General features: G+C 65.7%; 18 protein-coding genes. 6 read left to right on the forward strand and 12 right to left on the reverse strand.

The window, feature by feature from the left end; all coding sequences use genetic code 11:
- Positions 1 to 151 precede the first annotated feature (151 nt).
- Complete coding sequence (locus tag D6M19_RS28420) at positions 152 to 754, forward strand: hypothetical protein (protein ID WP_123028634.1); 603 nt, start codon at positions 152 to 154, stop codon at positions 752 to 754.
- A 199-nt stretch (positions 755 to 953) separates the two neighbouring features.
- On the opposite strand, the gene D6M19_RS28425 is transcribed toward D6M19_RS28420, so the two are convergent.
- The 3 genes from D6M19_RS28425 to D6M19_RS28435 form a co-directional block, all read right to left on the reverse strand.
- Complete coding sequence (locus tag D6M19_RS28425) at positions 954 to 1,352, reverse strand: DUF4437 domain-containing protein (protein WP_123028635.1); 399 nt, start codon at positions 1,350 to 1,352, stop codon at positions 954 to 956.
- Positions 1,353 to 1,450: 98 nt separating this feature from the next.
- Positions 1,451 to 2,479: a saccharopine dehydrogenase family protein gene (locus D6M19_RS28430; RefSeq protein WP_123028636.1), complete on the reverse strand. Its 1,029-nt coding sequence runs from the start codon at positions 2,477 to 2,479 to the stop codon at positions 1,451 to 1,453.
- A gap of 73 nt (positions 2,480 to 2,552) precedes the next feature.
- On the reverse strand, positions 2,553 to 3,782 hold the full coding sequence (locus tag D6M19_RS28435; RefSeq protein WP_164478733.1) for an MFS transporter: 1,230 nt from the start codon (positions 3,780 to 3,782) through the stop codon (positions 2,553 to 2,555).
- Positions 3,783 to 4,324: 542 nt separating this feature from the next.
- On the opposite strand from D6M19_RS28435, the gene D6M19_RS28440 reads away from it, so the two are divergent.
- Complete coding sequence (locus D6M19_RS28440) at positions 4,325 to 5,434, forward strand: alkene reductase (RefSeq protein ID WP_123028638.1); 1,110 nt, start codon at positions 4,325 to 4,327, stop codon at positions 5,432 to 5,434.
- 55 nt (positions 5,435 to 5,489) lie between these two features.
- On the opposite strand, the gene D6M19_RS35345 is transcribed toward D6M19_RS28440, so the two are convergent.
- The 5 genes from D6M19_RS35345 to D6M19_RS28465 all read right to left on the reverse strand — a co-directional run bounded on the left by D6M19_RS35345 (position 5,490) and on the right by D6M19_RS28465 (position 9,173).
- On the reverse strand, positions 5,490 to 5,717 hold the full coding sequence (locus D6M19_RS35345) for a DUF1272 domain-containing protein (protein ID WP_123028639.1): 228 nt from the start codon (positions 5,715 to 5,717) through the stop codon (positions 5,490 to 5,492).
- A gap of 73 nt (positions 5,718 to 5,790) precedes the next feature.
- A complete protein-coding gene (locus tag D6M19_RS28450) occupies positions 5,791 to 6,636 on the reverse strand; it encodes an SDR family NAD(P)-dependent oxidoreductase (RefSeq protein WP_164478734.1) in 846 nt (281 codons plus the stop codon).
- Complete coding sequence (locus tag D6M19_RS28455) at positions 6,633 to 7,412, reverse strand: isocitrate lyase/PEP mutase family protein (RefSeq protein WP_123028640.1); 780 nt, start codon at positions 7,410 to 7,412, stop codon at positions 6,633 to 6,635. The genes D6M19_RS28450 and D6M19_RS28455 overlap by 4 nt, the downstream gene beginning before the upstream one ends.
- A gap of 77 nt (positions 7,413 to 7,489) precedes the next feature.
- Positions 7,490 to 8,389 carry an alpha/beta fold hydrolase gene (locus D6M19_RS28460; protein WP_123028641.1) on the reverse strand — a complete coding sequence of 300 codons (900 nt, stop codon included), beginning with the start codon at positions 8,387 to 8,389 and terminating at the stop codon, positions 7,490 to 7,492.
- 175 nt (positions 8,390 to 8,564) lie between these two features.
- Positions 8,565 to 9,173, reverse strand: a complete 609-nt coding sequence (locus D6M19_RS28465; RefSeq protein ID WP_123028642.1) for a TetR/AcrR family transcriptional regulator — start codon at positions 9,171 to 9,173, stop codon at positions 8,565 to 8,567.
- An 83-nt stretch (positions 9,174 to 9,256) separates the two neighbouring features.
- Here D6M19_RS28465 and D6M19_RS28470 point away from each other — a divergent pair, with 83 nt between their 5' ends.
- The 3 genes from D6M19_RS28470 (at position 9,257) to D6M19_RS28480 (ending at position 11,301) form a co-directional block, all read left to right on the forward strand.
- Positions 9,257 to 10,099: a helix-turn-helix transcriptional regulator gene (locus tag D6M19_RS28470; protein WP_206428664.1), complete on the forward strand. Its 843-nt coding sequence runs from the start codon at positions 9,257 to 9,259 to the stop codon at positions 10,097 to 10,099.
- Positions 10,100 to 10,332: 233 nt separating this feature from the next.
- Positions 10,333 to 10,662, forward strand: coding sequence for a thioredoxin (gene trxA / locus D6M19_RS28475; protein ID WP_123028643.1), 330 nt, complete (start codon positions 10,333 to 10,335; stop codon positions 10,660 to 10,662).
- A gap of 126 nt (positions 10,663 to 10,788) precedes the next feature.
- On the forward strand, positions 10,789 to 11,301 hold the full coding sequence (locus tag D6M19_RS28480) for a methylated-DNA--[protein]-cysteine S-methyltransferase (RefSeq protein ID WP_123028644.1): 513 nt from the start codon (positions 10,789 to 10,791) through the stop codon (positions 11,299 to 11,301).
- Between the two features lie 75 nt (positions 11,302 to 11,376).
- Here D6M19_RS28480 and D6M19_RS28485 read toward each other — a convergent pair whose 3' ends face one another.
- The 4 genes from D6M19_RS28485 to D6M19_RS28500 all read right to left on the reverse strand — a co-directional run bounded on the left by D6M19_RS28485 (position 11,377) and on the right by D6M19_RS28500 (position 14,062).
- Positions 11,377 to 11,772, reverse strand: a complete 396-nt coding sequence (locus tag D6M19_RS28485) for a DUF4437 domain-containing protein (protein ID WP_164478735.1) — start codon at positions 11,770 to 11,772, stop codon at positions 11,377 to 11,379.
- A 260-nt stretch (positions 11,773 to 12,032) separates the two neighbouring features.
- Positions 12,033 to 12,431: a nuclear transport factor 2 family protein gene (locus D6M19_RS28490; protein WP_123028646.1), complete on the reverse strand. Its 399-nt coding sequence runs from the start codon at positions 12,429 to 12,431 to the stop codon at positions 12,033 to 12,035.
- A 4-nt stretch (positions 12,432 to 12,435) separates the two neighbouring features.
- A complete protein-coding gene (locus tag D6M19_RS28495) occupies positions 12,436 to 13,227 on the reverse strand; it encodes a type 1 glutamine amidotransferase domain-containing protein (RefSeq protein WP_123028647.1) in 792 nt (263 codons plus the stop codon).
- A gap of 151 nt (positions 13,228 to 13,378) precedes the next feature.
- Positions 13,379 to 14,062 carry a cysteine hydrolase family protein gene (locus D6M19_RS28500; RefSeq protein WP_123028706.1) on the reverse strand — a complete coding sequence of 228 codons (684 nt, stop codon included), beginning with the start codon at positions 14,060 to 14,062 and terminating at the stop codon, positions 13,379 to 13,381.
- 587 nt (positions 14,063 to 14,649) lie between these two features.
- On the opposite strand from D6M19_RS28500, the gene D6M19_RS28505 reads away from it, so the two are divergent.
- On the forward strand, positions 14,650 to 15,312 hold the full coding sequence (locus tag D6M19_RS28505) for a nitroreductase family protein (protein ID WP_123028648.1): 663 nt from the start codon (positions 14,650 to 14,652) through the stop codon (positions 15,310 to 15,312).
- The last annotated feature ends 42 nt before the right edge of the window (positions 15,313 to 15,354 follow it).

Below are 15,354 nucleotides of genomic sequence, written 5' to 3' on the forward strand. Positions count from 1 at the left end.
CCGTCGGATGCACCCCCAGCACCGCCACCGGGCCGGCCCCCACCCACACCCATCGTGTGGGAAACCGAGCTGAGCACCCGCAGCGAAGACCCTGCATCGCTGAGGACGGCCGCACTCGACGTCGTGCGAACCGTCGTCCACGGCGACCGTAGTGACTGACCCCCAGCCGCCTTCAGCGGATGATCCGACCGACCCCGACCAGGGTCGCGAATGGGTCGAATTCATCGGCAAAGAACTCGACCGCGAATACACCCGCCGTGACACCATCAACGCCCGCTCCGCGGCGTCCATCACCAGCGCCACAGCCCTGGTCACCATCTCCCTGGCCGTCATCGCGGTGATCAGAGGTGATCACTACACCGTCGGCCTCGCAGCCTGGAAGGTGTGGCTCCTGGGCGGCGCTCTAATGTGTCTGCTCGCCGCAGTCATCTTCGGCATCCTCGCCGGCGCCACCGCAAGCAAATTCCGGATCGCCAGCACCACCGACATGACCCGCATGCTCAGTGCCGAACTATGGGGCTACCACCTCATCGACGCCCGGAACGAAACAGCCAAGCTCAACATCAACGCCGTTCGCACCCTCCGAGCCGGCAACACCGCCAAATTCCGATTCCTGGTCCTCGCACTCCTCACCCAAGCCCTCGGAGTACTACTGCTCGGCACTTTCGCCATCACCGTCATCGCCGACAACTCACTCACACCGCCCGCTACCACCACCGTCCTGCCCGCCCCCGGCGAGGCGTCGCCGCGGTAGCCCATGATCTACCGACCTCGGTCAGCTTGGTGGTGCCGCTGCGCAGCTGATGTCCCGGACCCGCAGAGATGAGCTGCGGCAGTGCCTACGCCGTACCCAGGTCCACTCCGCGCTGCGAAGCGTCATCTCGAGTTCGCCGGCGAACCCCCGACTCGGCTGTCAGTTGAACGCAGCGTGCCACTGTGTGTTGATGGCGAAGTCAGGCACTGGCTGTCTCGACGAAGGTGACGTCGAATCCGTGTGGCCAGAAGATGCTGAGGATGCAGTCGTCGTCGCCTACGCAGGCGTCACCGTGGACGGCGTTGCCTTTTTGGAACCAGGTGCTTCCGGGTGTGAGCACTTCGTATTCGTTCTGGTCGTGGAGGAAGTGTTGAAATCGTCCGGACACGACGACGGCGTAGTAGTCGTGTGTGTGGATGTGTGGTGGGGCGGTGACGCCGGCGGAGTATTTCATGAGAAACGTAGTGGGCCCGGTGGTTTCGAGGTCGCCGTACATCCGTGACACGAAGATTCCCTTGCCGCTTTCGTCGAGCGGGCCGACGGGTTGCCAGTGCAGGTCTTTGGCGTAGGTGACGATGGTGTCGGAGGTTTCAGACATTGATTGCCTTTCAGTATGTCGTTGCCGAAAATTGGGTTTGGCAGGTGTGCTTGGCGGCGTTCAGTCGAGGTAGTACGCGACCTAGGGTGCGGTCTTCGCTACGTATCCGAGGTGACTTTGAACGAAGCGTGCCCTTGTGCGAGGGCTGTCAGGATGGCGTCGGCGTCGAACACTTCCGCCGGTGCGTGTGCCCCGGGCTGGGTGAAGTCTCCGTCGAGCAGGCGTTGGGCGGCTTCGCCCAACAGTGGGGCGGAGATGGCGTAGATGTCGTGGCCGCGCATCACGGCGCGGCGTTCGTTGTCGTCGCGTCGGACGATCACCTCGATCGTGAAGTGTTGCGGCGATGGGCCATTCGGCGCGTCGGAGTTCGGGGGTGGTGTCGTGGGGTCGAGCACTTCGCGGACGGCGATGGCGCTGACGTAGTTGTGTAGTTCTTGGGTGGTGACGTGTCGCGCGATGAGCACGGTTTCGGTGAAGGGCAATTCGACGACGTCGTGGGTGTGAAGCGGGCTGCCGAAATCCCATGTTCGTCGCGCCGGGGGCGATGCCACGGGTTGTTGTTGACCGTCGGTGATGGCCAAGTTTCCTAGCGCTTTGCGGTCGATGGTGGTTCGCGTTCCGCGGGTGGGGTGCCAGCTGTCCAGACCGATCATGATGTCGATGGATTCGGCGGTGTCGTGTCCGGCCATGGCGGCGGTGGCCATCAGGTCGGCCAGACCGCCGTAGAACGCCATGGACGGTACGACGGCGACTCCGGCCAGGCGAGCTGCCTTGTGGAAGGTGTTCAGAGTCCTGGTGGTCGTGGCCTGTTCGGCGCAGACGTCGAGATAGTGGCAGGTGGCGCGCAGTGCCGCCGACACCACGGGGTGAGCGGTGTCGACGAATGGGCCGGCGCAGTTGATGACCACTCCGGCCCCGGTGAGCGCTTTGTCCAGGGATGCGGGGTCGTCGACCGTGGCATGGCGTCGGATCACCTCGGCGCCGCCGAAGTCAGCGTCCTGCAGGGCGACCGGGTCCCGCGCGATGGCGATGGGTGTGATTCCGCGGTTCAGCAACTCGGTGACGACGAACCGGCCCGTGTAGCCGGTGGCGCCGAAGACTGCGACCGTGGTCGTCTTTGGGTTCACGTTGCGCTCCTTGGTGTGATGTGGTGGGGTTCGGCTCTGATCCAGTCGGGGGATTCAGCGGCGCCTGGGCTGCTCACGGCCGGGACTCTCGGGGCGCCCGTGGGGTCGCGGGGTCTGCCAGGGTGGCGGCGAGGAGGGCTGCGGCGCACGCGATTGTCGCGGCGGCGGTGAAGGCCGCGGGATATCCGAGGTGGGTGAGTGCACCCCCGAGCGGTCCGGCGATCATGATGCCGACGTCCCAGAGGGAGCTGGCCGCGCCGACGGCGGCTCCGGCTCGCTCGCCCTTGACCCGGTTCAAGGTCAGCGCCACGATCGCCGGGAACATCAGTCCCACGCCGGCGCCGGTGAGTGCCGTGCCGATCAGCGCTGCGGTGAGCGTGTGGGCGGTGGCCACGACGAGCAGTCCGCTGGCCTCGACGATGAGGTTGACGATGGCCAGTATCTTGCGGCGCAGCCGGTCGGCCACGGGGCTGCCTGCCAGTCTCACGAACAGGAACGCTGCGGCGAAGACGGTGAGTCCGATCGACGAACCCGCAGACATCGAGTGGTTGAGGTAGAGCACCAGCAGCGCCGAGATGGTGCCGTAGCCGTAGGCGGCCGCCCCGAAGATCAGTCCGGGTAGCCCCGATCCACGCGGTAGGACGTCGCGCCACGAGGTGATACGGGGAGCAGGCGCGACGTGATCGAGGTTCTGACGGCTGGTAGTTGACGCGACCAGCGCTGAGAGGATCCCGAGGGCGGCGACGGCCACCCACGACGCCGCTAGTCCGGCGAGCTGTGTGGTCACGACGGTCACCAAGGGGCCCAAGGCAAGCCCCGACCACATCGACAATCCGAACCAGCCGGCGACCCGACCGCGACGCTCGGCGGGGACCTCGGCCAGGACCCAGGGCAGTGCGCCGTTGAAGAGGGCGGCTTCGCCAATCCCCATGAGCAGGCGCGCCACCATGACGATGCCGAGTGCGGGGGCGAGCCATTGCCCGAGCGCTCCGACGGTGATGAGGATTCCTGCCCCCGCCACGGTGGTGCGGGCGTGGCCGGCGTCGCCGGCGCGTCCGGCCAGTGGGCGGCAGACCGCGGCGGCGCCGAAGGCAATGCCGACGGCGACTCCGACGGCCAGCGGGCCGCCGTGGAAGCGTTGTGCGATCCACGGCGGGAGGAGCTGCAGCGTTGCGCCGAATGCCAGATATCCTGCGAACACCGAGACGGCCAGTCGAGTGGTAGGGCTGGGCGCATCGGCCGGATGTGCAGCGTGAGAACGGGGTTGGTCGGCGCGGGTGGCGTCGTCGTCCAGTTCGCTCACGTCATCTCCGCGCCCCGACAGCCGCTGCGGGTGAGCGCTGACGCTGGTGAGCGTTCGAGGCCGTTGTGAGACAACCGGTTTGAGTGTTTCACGCCACCTCGTATGCCGTCGTGTCGCGCTGTCATGGGTGTGCGGTTCGGATCTCCACGTGGCCTGCGCCTGATGGTGGCGTTGGTCGGCGTTGCGGCCGGATCGCGACGGCCGACCCCCCCGTCGAGTCGGGACGTTACGGCAGTAGTGGGCGACGGTGCTGTCGAAATCTTTAGCGCAGATGGATGAAGGGGTGCGGTGTCGAGAATGGCGAAATGGGTTGCCCGCCAAATCATCCTCATCGTGGCGACGACGGGGGTGAACATCGACGGGGTTCCTAAGATTTCGATAGTGCGTGAGCTGGTGGTCTCCGTAGCGTCGTCGGGGATCACGGGTCCGTGGGGGCGGACCGGATGATTCGACATAGCTCGACACATCGGCTGTAAGCCCCGACATGGTGAGGATTCTTCGCAGTGGTGACGTCAGATTCCCCTTCGACACTGTTCACTCCAATGCAATTGGGACCGTTGACTCTCGGCCATCGCGTGGTGATGGCCCCGATGACACGGCAGCGCGCCGAGCAGCCCAGCGCGGTGCCCGGCGACTTGCCGCTCGAGTACTACGGTCAACGGGCCTCGGATGGGGGTCTGATCATCAGTGAGGCCATCGCGGTGTCGCGGCTCGGCCACGGCGGCTATGGATCACCGGGGCTGTGGAACGACGACCAAGTGGCGGGATGGAAACGGATCACCGATGCCGTGCACGCCAAGGGCGGGGTGATCTACGCGCAGCTCTGGCACACCGGCCGGCGCTCCCATGTGACGACGAGTTTTCAGACCCCGGTGGGTCCGTCGTTGGATCCCTCCTTTTGGGCCAACCCGGCCAACACCGTGTCCACCGAGCAGGGCTACGCGCCGGTGTCGCCGCACCGCGCACTGGAGTTGGACGAAATACCAGCTGTGGTCGAGGAGTTCGGTCTGGCGGCGCGTAACGCCGCCGCGGCCGGATTCGACGGCGTGGAGCTGCACGCGGCCTACGGCTTCCTGCTCGACCAGTTCCTTCAGGACGGCAGCAACCGGCGCACCGACCGCTACGGGGGTTCGCTCGACAATCGGATCCGGCTGTTGATGGAGGTCGTCGACGCCGTGTCGGCGGTGCGGGGAGCTGATCGAGTCGCCGTGCGCATCTCCCCCAGCAGCACCTTCAACGACATTCACGACAGCGACCCGCATGCCTTGTTCGCACATGTGGTGGCCGCACTCGACGGTGTCGGGCTTGCCTACCTGCATGTCATCGAACCCCGGGTTAGTGGCTTCACGCTGGTCGACGCGGACGCCGGTGCGGTGGCCTCGCAGGAATTGCGAAAGTCGTTCACCGGGACGATGATCGCCGCCGGTGGATTCGAGCCCGACACCGCAGCGGCGGCGATCTCGGCCGGCAACGGCGCCGATCTGATCGCGTTCGCCCGGCACTTCGTGTCCAACCCCGACTTGCCCGACCGCATCGCGAGGGGTCTGCCACTGAGCCCCTATGACCGCGACACGTTCTACACGCCGCTGCAGGCCCACGGCTACGTCGACTACCTGCCGTTCGACGCCGCGGATGCCGCCGTCACCGCCTGAGCGCACGGTGTGTGTTCATCCCGCAGCCCGCGCCCCGCGGGCTGCGGGATGGTCTTTAGCCCGACGACGGTGCGGCGGCGGGGTATTTGTCCAGCATCGCCGCGGGCCGGGTGGGGCGTAACACCAAGTCGCCAGCGCAATTTGGGCACACGCCGTTGAGGTCGCCGTCAGTGCAGTCGGCGCAAAACGTGCATTCGAAGGTGCAGATCCGGGCGTCGGGTGACCCGTTGGGCAACGGCTGTCTGCAGCGTTCGCATTCTGCACGCAATTCCATGACCGCCATGGGCGTCGTCCTTTCCTCCGATGTTTCTCGGTCGATCAGTCAGCCGGGCGGGGCGGGGCTGACTCGGTGGTGGTCAGTTGTCGCTGTGGTGGGCCATCAGCAGCGCCGGGCATGCCACCAGGGTGCGGGTGAGGCGGTCCTCGCGTGACTCGGCTGGCGGGTGTGCGGTGATCAGACGCAGAGGGGAATCTTCGATGTCGGCGACGCCCAGGATGGCTGCCACGGCCACGTCGGTGTTGGTCAGCGCCGAGACCGACCATTGCCGCGACGCGTCGGGAGCGTCCCGCAGCGTTGGGTCGTAGTCGGCGATGTGTCGGCGTATCGGGCGGGACGTGGCCCGTGCAGCCGTGGGTGGGGTGTCGATCAGGGTGACTTGGATGCCCAGTGGCCGTAGTTCCTGTGCCAGTGAGTCGGTGAGGCCGTCGACGGCGAACACGCTGGCGCTGAGCAATCCCGCGCCGGGCCCGCCGATCTCGTCGTAGGACGGGGAGGTCTGAAGGACGTGTCCTGATCGTTGGGCCCGCAGCACCGGGAGGACGGCGCGCAGCACGTTGAGCACTCCCAGGACGTTCAGGTCGATCACCGTCTTGGCGTCGGCGGGGTCGACTTCCTCCACGGCGCCCACGGTATCGTGGAAGGTGGTGTTGGCCACGATGTCGATGCGCCCGAACGCGGTGATCGTCTCGGTGACGGCGCCGTCCAGCTGGGCTTGATCACGAACGTCGGCGACGATGACTCGAACCCGCGACCCGTGAGCGTCGACCAGGTGCTGCAAGGGTGTGGTGTCAAGTGCCAGCGCGGCGACGTTGTCACCGCGGTTCAGGGCGGTGGCGCTCAACGCCAGCGCGATGCCGCTGTCGGCTTCGGGGATGAACCACGTGCGGGGCTGGCGCGGATCCTGTGCGGGACGCTCGCTCACGGGGTCACCGGGTGTGTCGAGATGGCCTCGCCGGCGTCGCGTTGCAGTGCTGCCATGGTGTTGAGGTAGGACTGGGGTCCCCAGCTGATCCGTGCGACGCCGAGCTCGGCCAGTCGGCTGGGGGTGGGCGTGGTGTCCATGACCATGACGTTGACGGGCAGGCTCTGTTCGCGGCAGATCCGGCCGATCAGGTCCTCCTCCTGCAGGCCGGGGATGAAGAACCCGGAGGCGCCGGCTGCGGCGTAGGCCTTGGCGCGTTCGACGGCTTCGTCCACGGTCTGCTCTGGATCGCGGCCCTGCCCGAGAAACAGGTCGGTGCGGGCGTTGATGAACACCTCGAGGTTGGCCTGTCCGGCGGCCCTGCGGATGGCGGCGATCCGGTCGGCTTGCCGGTCGAGGTCGTAGAGTCCGGCTCCCTTGACCACCCGGTCTTCGAAGTTGATGCCGATCACGCCTTGGTTGAACAGGTGGGCGGCGTTGTCGGCGAGTTGGCTGTCGTCGTCGCTGTAGCCGCCCTCGAAGTCCGCGGTGACCGGCACGTCGACTGCGGCGGCGATGCGACTGATGATCTGTTCGGCGACGTCGAGCGGAAGCTCTTCGCCGTCGTGGAAGCCTTGGGCTTCGGCCACCGACCAGCTGCTCGTCGCGATCGCCGCCGCGCCGGCGGCGACGATCGCCTTTGCGCTGCCGGCGTCCCACGCGTTGTACAGCAGTACCGGGTTCCCGGCGATGTGCAGTTCGGCGAAGCGTGCGGCCTTGTCGGCGAATGAGGGCATTGGTGTTCTCCTTGTCGTGGGTGGCGTTGCGCGACTGCAGGCCGTCGTGCGGGCCCTGGACGCGTTCGTGCAGCGAATTATGGTGTCGGCGTGGATGGTTCGTCGTTGGCGAGCAGGTGTGCGCGTAGGGGTTCGTTGAGCGCCTGGGGAAGTTCTTCGGGGAAGAACAGTCGCCCGCCGGGGACTTCCACGGGTGCTGCGGCGCCGGGGATGGTGGTGGCCAGCCAGTGCGCCCAGCGGATGGGGAAGTAGACGTCGTCGGTGCCCCACACGATCAGCGTGGGTGCATCCAGTGCGCGCAGCTCAGTCTCGATGGCCAGCGTGTGGTGGTTGTCGAAGGCGGCCAGGAAGCGTTGCAGATCGCGGGTCCGCTGCTCGGACCGCAGGAAGGGTGCTAGATAGGTGTCGATGTCGGCGTCGGTCACGCTGGTCGGGTCTTGGTACGCCGGTCCCAGCGCATCCGGGGAGCGGTAGACCGACGTGTCGGCGAGCATGGCGCTCAGGGTGTCGGTCAACCCTCCGGCGAGGGCCATGTCGACGAACGGCTGGAATGCCGCCGGTGGCCAGTTGTCGCTGGTGTCGCAGTCGGTCAGGGTGAGCGTGCGGATGCGGTGCGGGTTGAGTGCGGCGAAGATCTGGCAGATGCCTCCGCCGCTGTCGTTGCCGACGATGTCGACCCGGTCGACGCCGAGGGCGTCGAGGACTTCGGTGATCATTGCCGCGTTCGCGGTGACCGAGACGTCCTGGTGGGCGTCGATCTCGGTGTCCCCGTGGGCCAGAAGGTCGATGGCGATGCACCTGCGGATGTCGGAGAAGTGCTCCAGTTGGTGGCGCCACAGGTGTTTGTTGACCACCACTCCGTGGATGAACAGCAGCACCGGCCCGAACCCTGACTCGGTGTAGCTGATGCGACCCGACGGTGTGTCGACGCTGCCGTTGCGGACCGTTCCCGTGCTGCTCGCCGTGTGCGTGCTCATCGACTGTCTCCCTTGCGTGTCGACCAGGACGCTACGGCACGCTCCATCGCTGCACTGTCAGAATCTTTAGCTCCCGACAGGTAGTGATCGCCTCGAAATGTGAACGGCCGCAGCACCACCCGTGCGCCTGCGCCCGGAGGTGACGGCGCCCGGCGCCACGGCTGTGGGTCCCGGTTCACGGTTGCGCCGACGCCGTGGTGGCGTCGGCGAGTTGAGAGGCCGCCCGCCGGGCCGCATGCAGGATCTGCTCCGAGAGGTCGTCGTCGCCCACTGCGCGGGAGAGCGCCAGACCGCCAACGCAGATCGCCATGAGTGCCAGCGCGTCGCTGCGGTGGCTCGGGTCGTCGGCGTCCTCGCCGCAGATGACGTCCACCGAGCGGCGCAACTCGTCGGCGAAGGCGCCGCGGAACGCCGGGGTGGCGTGGGTGGCTTCTGACACCAGGGCGGGGAATCCGCAGCCGTTGGCGACGTCGTCGCGGTGATCGCCGGTGAGATACCGCTTGGCGATGGAGGTCAGCCTGCGGTCCCAGCGGCCCTTGCGTCGCAGGGGGACGAACTCGTCACGCCATGCCTCCACGGCGTGGCCGAACGCGGCGACGTCGAGGTCGTCCTTGGAATCGAAGTGCGCGTAGAACGCGCCGTGGGTGAGGCCGGCATCGGCCATGACCGAGGAGATTGCGGTGCCGTTGAGCCCGCCCTGACGGATACGGCGGGCGGCTGCATCCAAGACCCGGTCACGGGACTGTTCCTTGAGCGTAGCGCGCTTCTGTGAAACATTTCGCATGATGAGTAACCTATCAGTCGCATGATGTCTGTCATACGAAATGTCAGAATGGCGGCATAAATTCCTCGCCTCGGAGGTTCGACATGGGCATGGTGGACTTCAAGTCGAACGCCCTGCTGGTCTCCGACATGGTGGCCGTCTGGGACGTGTTGTGCCCCGGATTGCACACCAAGAGCGCCGAGGAGACCACCGACAAGACGCACATCGTGTTTCCCTACGACGGGCTCTACGTCCATCACCTGGGCCACGACGAGGCGGTCGCCGACTCCAGTCGGGTGCTCTTCCTCAACCAAGACCAGGTATGGCGCATGAGCCACCCGGTGGCTGGTGGTGACTCGTCACTGTCGATCGGGCTGAGTCCGGAGGTGCTGGTCGAGCTGGTTCCCGGCGAGCTGCTCGCGCCCGGTGACGTTGCCGCCCTGAATCGTTCGGATCTGCGCGTCGACACCCGCACTCAGGCCATGGCCGCCAACGTCCGGCACCGACTCGACCGCGGAGCGATCAGCGGTGTCCTGGAAGCCGAGACCGTCACCATGGCGCTCGTCCGTGCTGCCGTGCGCGGGCACGCACTCGATGATCGCCGCATCACCGCACGAAGCCGCAAGATCGTCGACGCAGCCAAGGTCGTCGTCGGTGGAGACCTCGGGCGGCGGTGGACGTTGTCCGACGTCGCCACAGAAGTCGGCGTCTCACCGGTGTACCTCACCCAAGTCTTTCAGCGCGTCGAAGGAATCCCGATGTACCGCTATCAGCTGCAACTGCGCTTGGCCCAGGCGCTGCAGCGACTGGGCGAGTACGACGACGTCACCGACCTTGCCATCGACCTAGGATTCTCCAGCCACAGCCACTTCAGCGCCGCCTTCAAACAGACCTACGGACAGACACCGTCGCAGTTCCGTCGCTCCTCGGGGGTGCACCGCCGATGAGGACCCGTGGCGTCGCGGCGCCTGCACGCACCTCATCTGGAGCGGCCGGGCGGACCGTCGTCTTCCCTGCACCACACCCACGGCCGCCGTAACGACCGACATCCAGGGACACCCACCAGCAGCACACGACACAGAGATGAAATCAGGTGCAGAACACGATGATCCACATGACGCGCCAACAGACACATGCCAATCGCCGCTCGGCGGGACCCTTTTCACGAAAGAGACGACAGATGAACACGACCACCAAGACAGTCAGCTACGACACGTTCGCCAGTGACGTTCTGGAAGCCAACGGACCAGTGCTGGTCGACTTTTGGGCTGAATGGTGCGCCCCGTGCCGGATGGTGTCACCGGTCCTGGACGAGATCGGCCGCGAGAACGCCGGTAAGCTCACCGTGACCAAGCTCAACGTGGACGACTATCCCGACATCGCCGCCGACTACCACGTGACGTCGATTCCCACGATGGCCGTCTTCTCCGGCGGCGAACTGGTGAAGACGATCGTCGGCGCCCGACCCAAAGCCGCTCTGCTGCGCGACCTTGCAGGCTTCCTCGACTGAGGAACCACCCCTGCATCGGGCGACGTTGCGTCGACCACGACGACTGCCCGAGGACCACGACAGCCGACTGTTCGACGCCCGTGGCAGCCGCCCGGCCCCACTGATTGGATTTCTGTAGGAGACACCATGTTTGCCCCAGCCACCAGCTCCACTCGCCACGCGTTCGTCGACACCGACGTCGGCACGCTCACCGTCGTCCGAGACGACGACGGACTGGCGGGGGTGTACTTTCCAGGACATTGGACGAAGCCGAAGCCGGCGGTGTTCGGCGAGCGCAGCACGACACGCGATTTCGCAGAAGTCGTCGAGCAGCTGCACGAGTACCTCTCAGGGCAGCGGCACACTTTTGAGCTGCCGTTGGCGCCCGCGCCGTCGCAGCGAGCCGAACGCATGCGGGCCGCTCTGTGCGCACTGCCGTACGGCACCACCGCCAGCTACGGCGAATTGGCGCGCTCGATGGGTATCACCGCTCGAGAAGTGGGTGCCCTCAACGCCCACAATCCGGTGTCGATCGTGGTGCCGTGTCACCGGGTGATCGGCGCTGACGGGAAGTTGGTCGGGTACGCCGGCGGCCTCGAACGCAAACAGCACCTCTTGGTTCTGGAGGGAGCGCTGCCCGCTACGCCCACGTTGTGGTAATCGCGCAGCACGGGCCCACCGACGACCGATGGGGAGGTGGCAGTGCGTGACTCACGCCAACGAGTGTCGTGGGGCTTAGTCGACGACCGGGGGTATCTGGGCGTCGAAGCCTTCGCCCTGGATGAGGAAGATCAGACCTTCGGTCTCGGAGACGCACGCTGTGGTGTGGGCTTGCTTGCCCTTTTGGTACCAGAAGCCACCCGGCCCCAGTGGAATCGGCGTCTCGCCTGGCTTGTAGTTGGCCATCTGTCCCTTGATGACCACGGCAGCGTAGTCGGCGCTGTGGCTGTGGAGGGGGCTGACGAACCCGGGAGTGAACTTCAGAAAGGTGCCGTGTCTTCCGTAGGTCATCTCGCCGTAGGCGTCGGCAGCTTCGATCTTAGTGACCCCGTCCACGCCGCGCTGACCGAAGTCGTAGAAGGTCATGGCTTCTGCGGGATAGGACGACGATTCGACGCCGGGTGGGAACACTGCCGAACCTTCGGCGCGGGAGGAGCTTTGGTCATGTTCAGGGGCCACGTTCGGTGTCCTTTCAGAAGTGTTCTCGCCGCGCGGATCGCGGTCGAGCAGCGATGATCGTTCGACACGTGCGCACCGCACGACGAGCCGGTGTGCAGGCGGCTCCCCGACGATAGAAACGCCGCCCGGCGCGGCGCTGTCGAAATTTTTAGGGCGCCAGCCAGCCGGTCACGTGCGACAGGTGAGCTGACTCCCGTGTGGTGGTCTCTACCTCAGAACATCGTGTTGCCGTTCTTCGACTCGGCGGGGATTGGGGCGGCGACATCCCAATGCTCGACGAGCTTGCCGTCGTGGACTCGGAAGATGTCGACGGTGACGTCGCCGTGCGGTCCGCTTAGCCCGGTCCAGTGGGCGTGGACGGCCACGATGTCGCCGTCGGCGATGACGCGGCGAATCTCACCCTTGGCGTGGGGAAAGCTTGCCAGAAACCCGTTGATGTAGGCCCGCAGGCCCTCGACGCCGTCTTCGGCAGCAGGGGTGTGCTGGGTGTAGGTGGCGCCGACATGGCGCGCGATCGCGCCGTCCACGTCGCCGTCGAAATGCGCCTGCACGTAGAAGGCGGTGACGACCTTCTTGTTGGCGTCGTCTTGGGTGCGGTCGACGTCGGTCATGGGGTCAGGCCGACTTGTCCAGCGCTGCGAGAAAGGTGCGGGCGAGTTCGTGGTCGGACATCGGGTTTTGGGCGGTGATCAGTTCGCGGTCGGTCACCACGTACGGAGTGAAGTTCTCATCGGTCGTGACGACGGTGCCGCCGGCAGCTTCCAGTGCATCGGGCATGTTGAAGTAGAGCTTGGCCTTGAAGACGTTGTCTTCGGCGAACTCCTCCTCGCTGCGTGAGAACACGGTCATGCGGTATCCCGCGTATTGCCAGCCCTTGGCCAGTTCGCGGGCCTTGGCGGGGTCGCCGGCGATCAGGGCGGCGCGGAAGTCGCGGGCATTGTCCATCTCGGCGAGGATGCCCATCGGCCCGTGGCAGATCGCCGCGGTCGGCTTGTCGTGGGTGTGGAAGTGGCGGAGGACCTCCCGGGTGTCGGGGTCTTGCATGACGTCCACGACCGGGGCGTGACCGCCGGGGAAGAACAGGCCGACGAAGCGATCCAATCCGGTGTCGATCACCGAGCGGATCGTCCGGATGTCGTTCATCGCCGGGTTGTCGTTGAAGAAGTCCCGGGCACTGGTGCGCGCGGCATTGTCGTTGGCGAAGTACAGCAGCGCGTCGGAATCCTTGTCCACGTGCGGCTTTTCACCGGTGGGGGTGGCGAGTACGAAGTCGTACCCGGCTGCCACCAGGGCCATCAGGGGCACTGCGGTTTCATTGAGGAATTGGCCGATCGTGATCGTGCCGCCGGTCTTGGCCTCGAGTTGAGTGGCATTGGAGCCGACGACGAGGATGGTGCCTTTGCTCATGAGAACTCCAAGTGAGATTGGGGAAGCTGCGTGAGCTTCCGTGGGGTGGTGAAAGCCAGGACGTCGAACGTCGTCTGAGGAACCCGGTCACCCGTGGGAGGGCGCGGGCCGGGGTCGTCGTGGTGACACACGTCGCGCACTGGTGCGGGTCTTAGGTTGCGGCTGCGGCTTTGGCGCGGCGCACCACTTCGTCGGTGGTCCATACGGCGTTGGCCATGAACCGCCAGTTGATCATCGCGGCGTCGTAGCCGGCTCCCTCTTCGTTGACTGCGGCGGCGACGGCGTCGCGCACCATGACGACTTCGAACCCATTCTGGATGAGGTTGCGCATGTGATCTTCCAGGCACAGATTTGCCACGGGCCCGGCCATGATGACCTTCTCGATGCCACGCCGGCGCAGCAACAACACCAGATCGTTGGTGGGGGCGTAGCTGACGTGGCGCGAGGTGATGGTGGTGGCGCTGTCCTCCATGTACTTGCGGAAGCGGTCGGGCACGTCGGCACCCGAGCCTTGAACGCCTTCGAAGTTGAGCGCACTTTGCCGTGCGACGATTCCCCCGTTGAGCGCCAGATCTTCCATGGGACCGAGACTGGTGTAGCCGTGGTGATCGTGCGGGAAGAAGTAGTGCGGGGACATGAAGACCGGAAAGTTGTTGTCCTTGGCGGTTTGCAACAGCGTCTCCAGATTCGCGCTGACGTTGTTGCGTTTCAGGAGATCCTCGATGAGGACGTAGTACTTGCCACCTTCGGTGAGGAAGTCGTTCTGGATGTCGGCCAGGACCAGTGCGGTGCGCTCGCCGTCGATCTCCATGTCGACTGTGTGCTCGAACAGCATGGTGGGTGTTCCCTTCGGGTGGGTGGTGGACGTCAGACGGGTCGTGCGCAGGGGCCGACGGGTGGCGTCATCGGTGTCGACGGTCGCCGTGCCATGGGGACCGTCGCTCGTACCGAACCGGTGGCACCAACGGCTTCGTCGCCGCGAATACCGACGCATTCGGGTGTATTCGACATGTCGACGTTGTGATGACCGCAGTCAGGCGTGCCGTGAGTTACGTCGATTGCCTCTGCTGTCGTCAAGTTAATGCAAGTCCAGACCGGGCACTATCGAAATCTTTAGCGACCCACGGCCCCGACGTGTCACCGCCCGCCAGATCGCTCGCACGGTCTCCGAAAGGTCTGTGGTTGAGCGCAATTCACATCAGTGAGGACGGGCGCGGGACCACGCGCATCCGATTCCGCGGCCTGGGAGTGAACGTCTAAAGATCTTGACAGCGCTGCGGCGTGGGTAGCTCATAACGTCACCGATGCTCTTGTCGCGCCCATCACGGGTTTCCGCCACACGCTCAGATCGGATGCTCTCTTGCGGGAAATCAACGCCACCCGTTTCGCCGCCGCCCCGGCCTCCACGATCGGCCGCCACCGATGACCACCCATCCCGTCGTCGACATGACGACGGATACGCTGTTGACCACCACTCGGTCGGTGCGCAAACGGCTCGACCTGTCCAGAGACGTTCCCCTGGAGCTGGTGCGGGAATGCCTGACCATCGCCTTGCAGGCCCCGACGTCGGCGAATCGTCAACACTGGAGCTTCATCGTGATCGCCGACCCCGGGCAGAAACGCAGAATCGCCGAAATCTACAAACGCCAATGGGATTGGCTTGCCTCCACTCCGTATGCGGTGGGGGTGCGTTTCGCCGACGATCCCACCCGGGCTCCCCAACAGAGCCGGGCCGCCGACAGCGGCGCCTATCTGGCCGAGCACCTCGCCGAGGTGCCCGTCCTGGTGCTGCCCTGCATCGAGGTCGAAGGCGACGGCCAGATCACGCCGTCCAACCAAGCCGACACCTGGGGATCGATCATGCCGGCAGCGTGGAGTTTCATGCTGGCTGCCCGCACCCGCGGGCTCGGCACGGCCTGGACCTCTCTGTCGACCTCCGTCGAGCCCGAGATCCGTTCTGTCATCGGCTATCCCGACAACGTGTACCACGCGTCGTTGATACCCACGGCCTACTACACCGGTGAGACCTTCAAACCCGGCACACGCCAACCCCTCGACGACGTACTGCATCTCGACACCTGGTGACCCTCCGGGGGCATGCCGCCCCCGACATCCACACTCCGAACC

The organism is Mycolicibacterium stellerae, assembly GCF_003719305.1.
Taxonomy (GTDB): domain Bacteria; phylum Actinomycetota; class Actinomycetes; order Mycobacteriales; family Mycobacteriaceae; genus Mycobacterium; species Mycobacterium stellerae.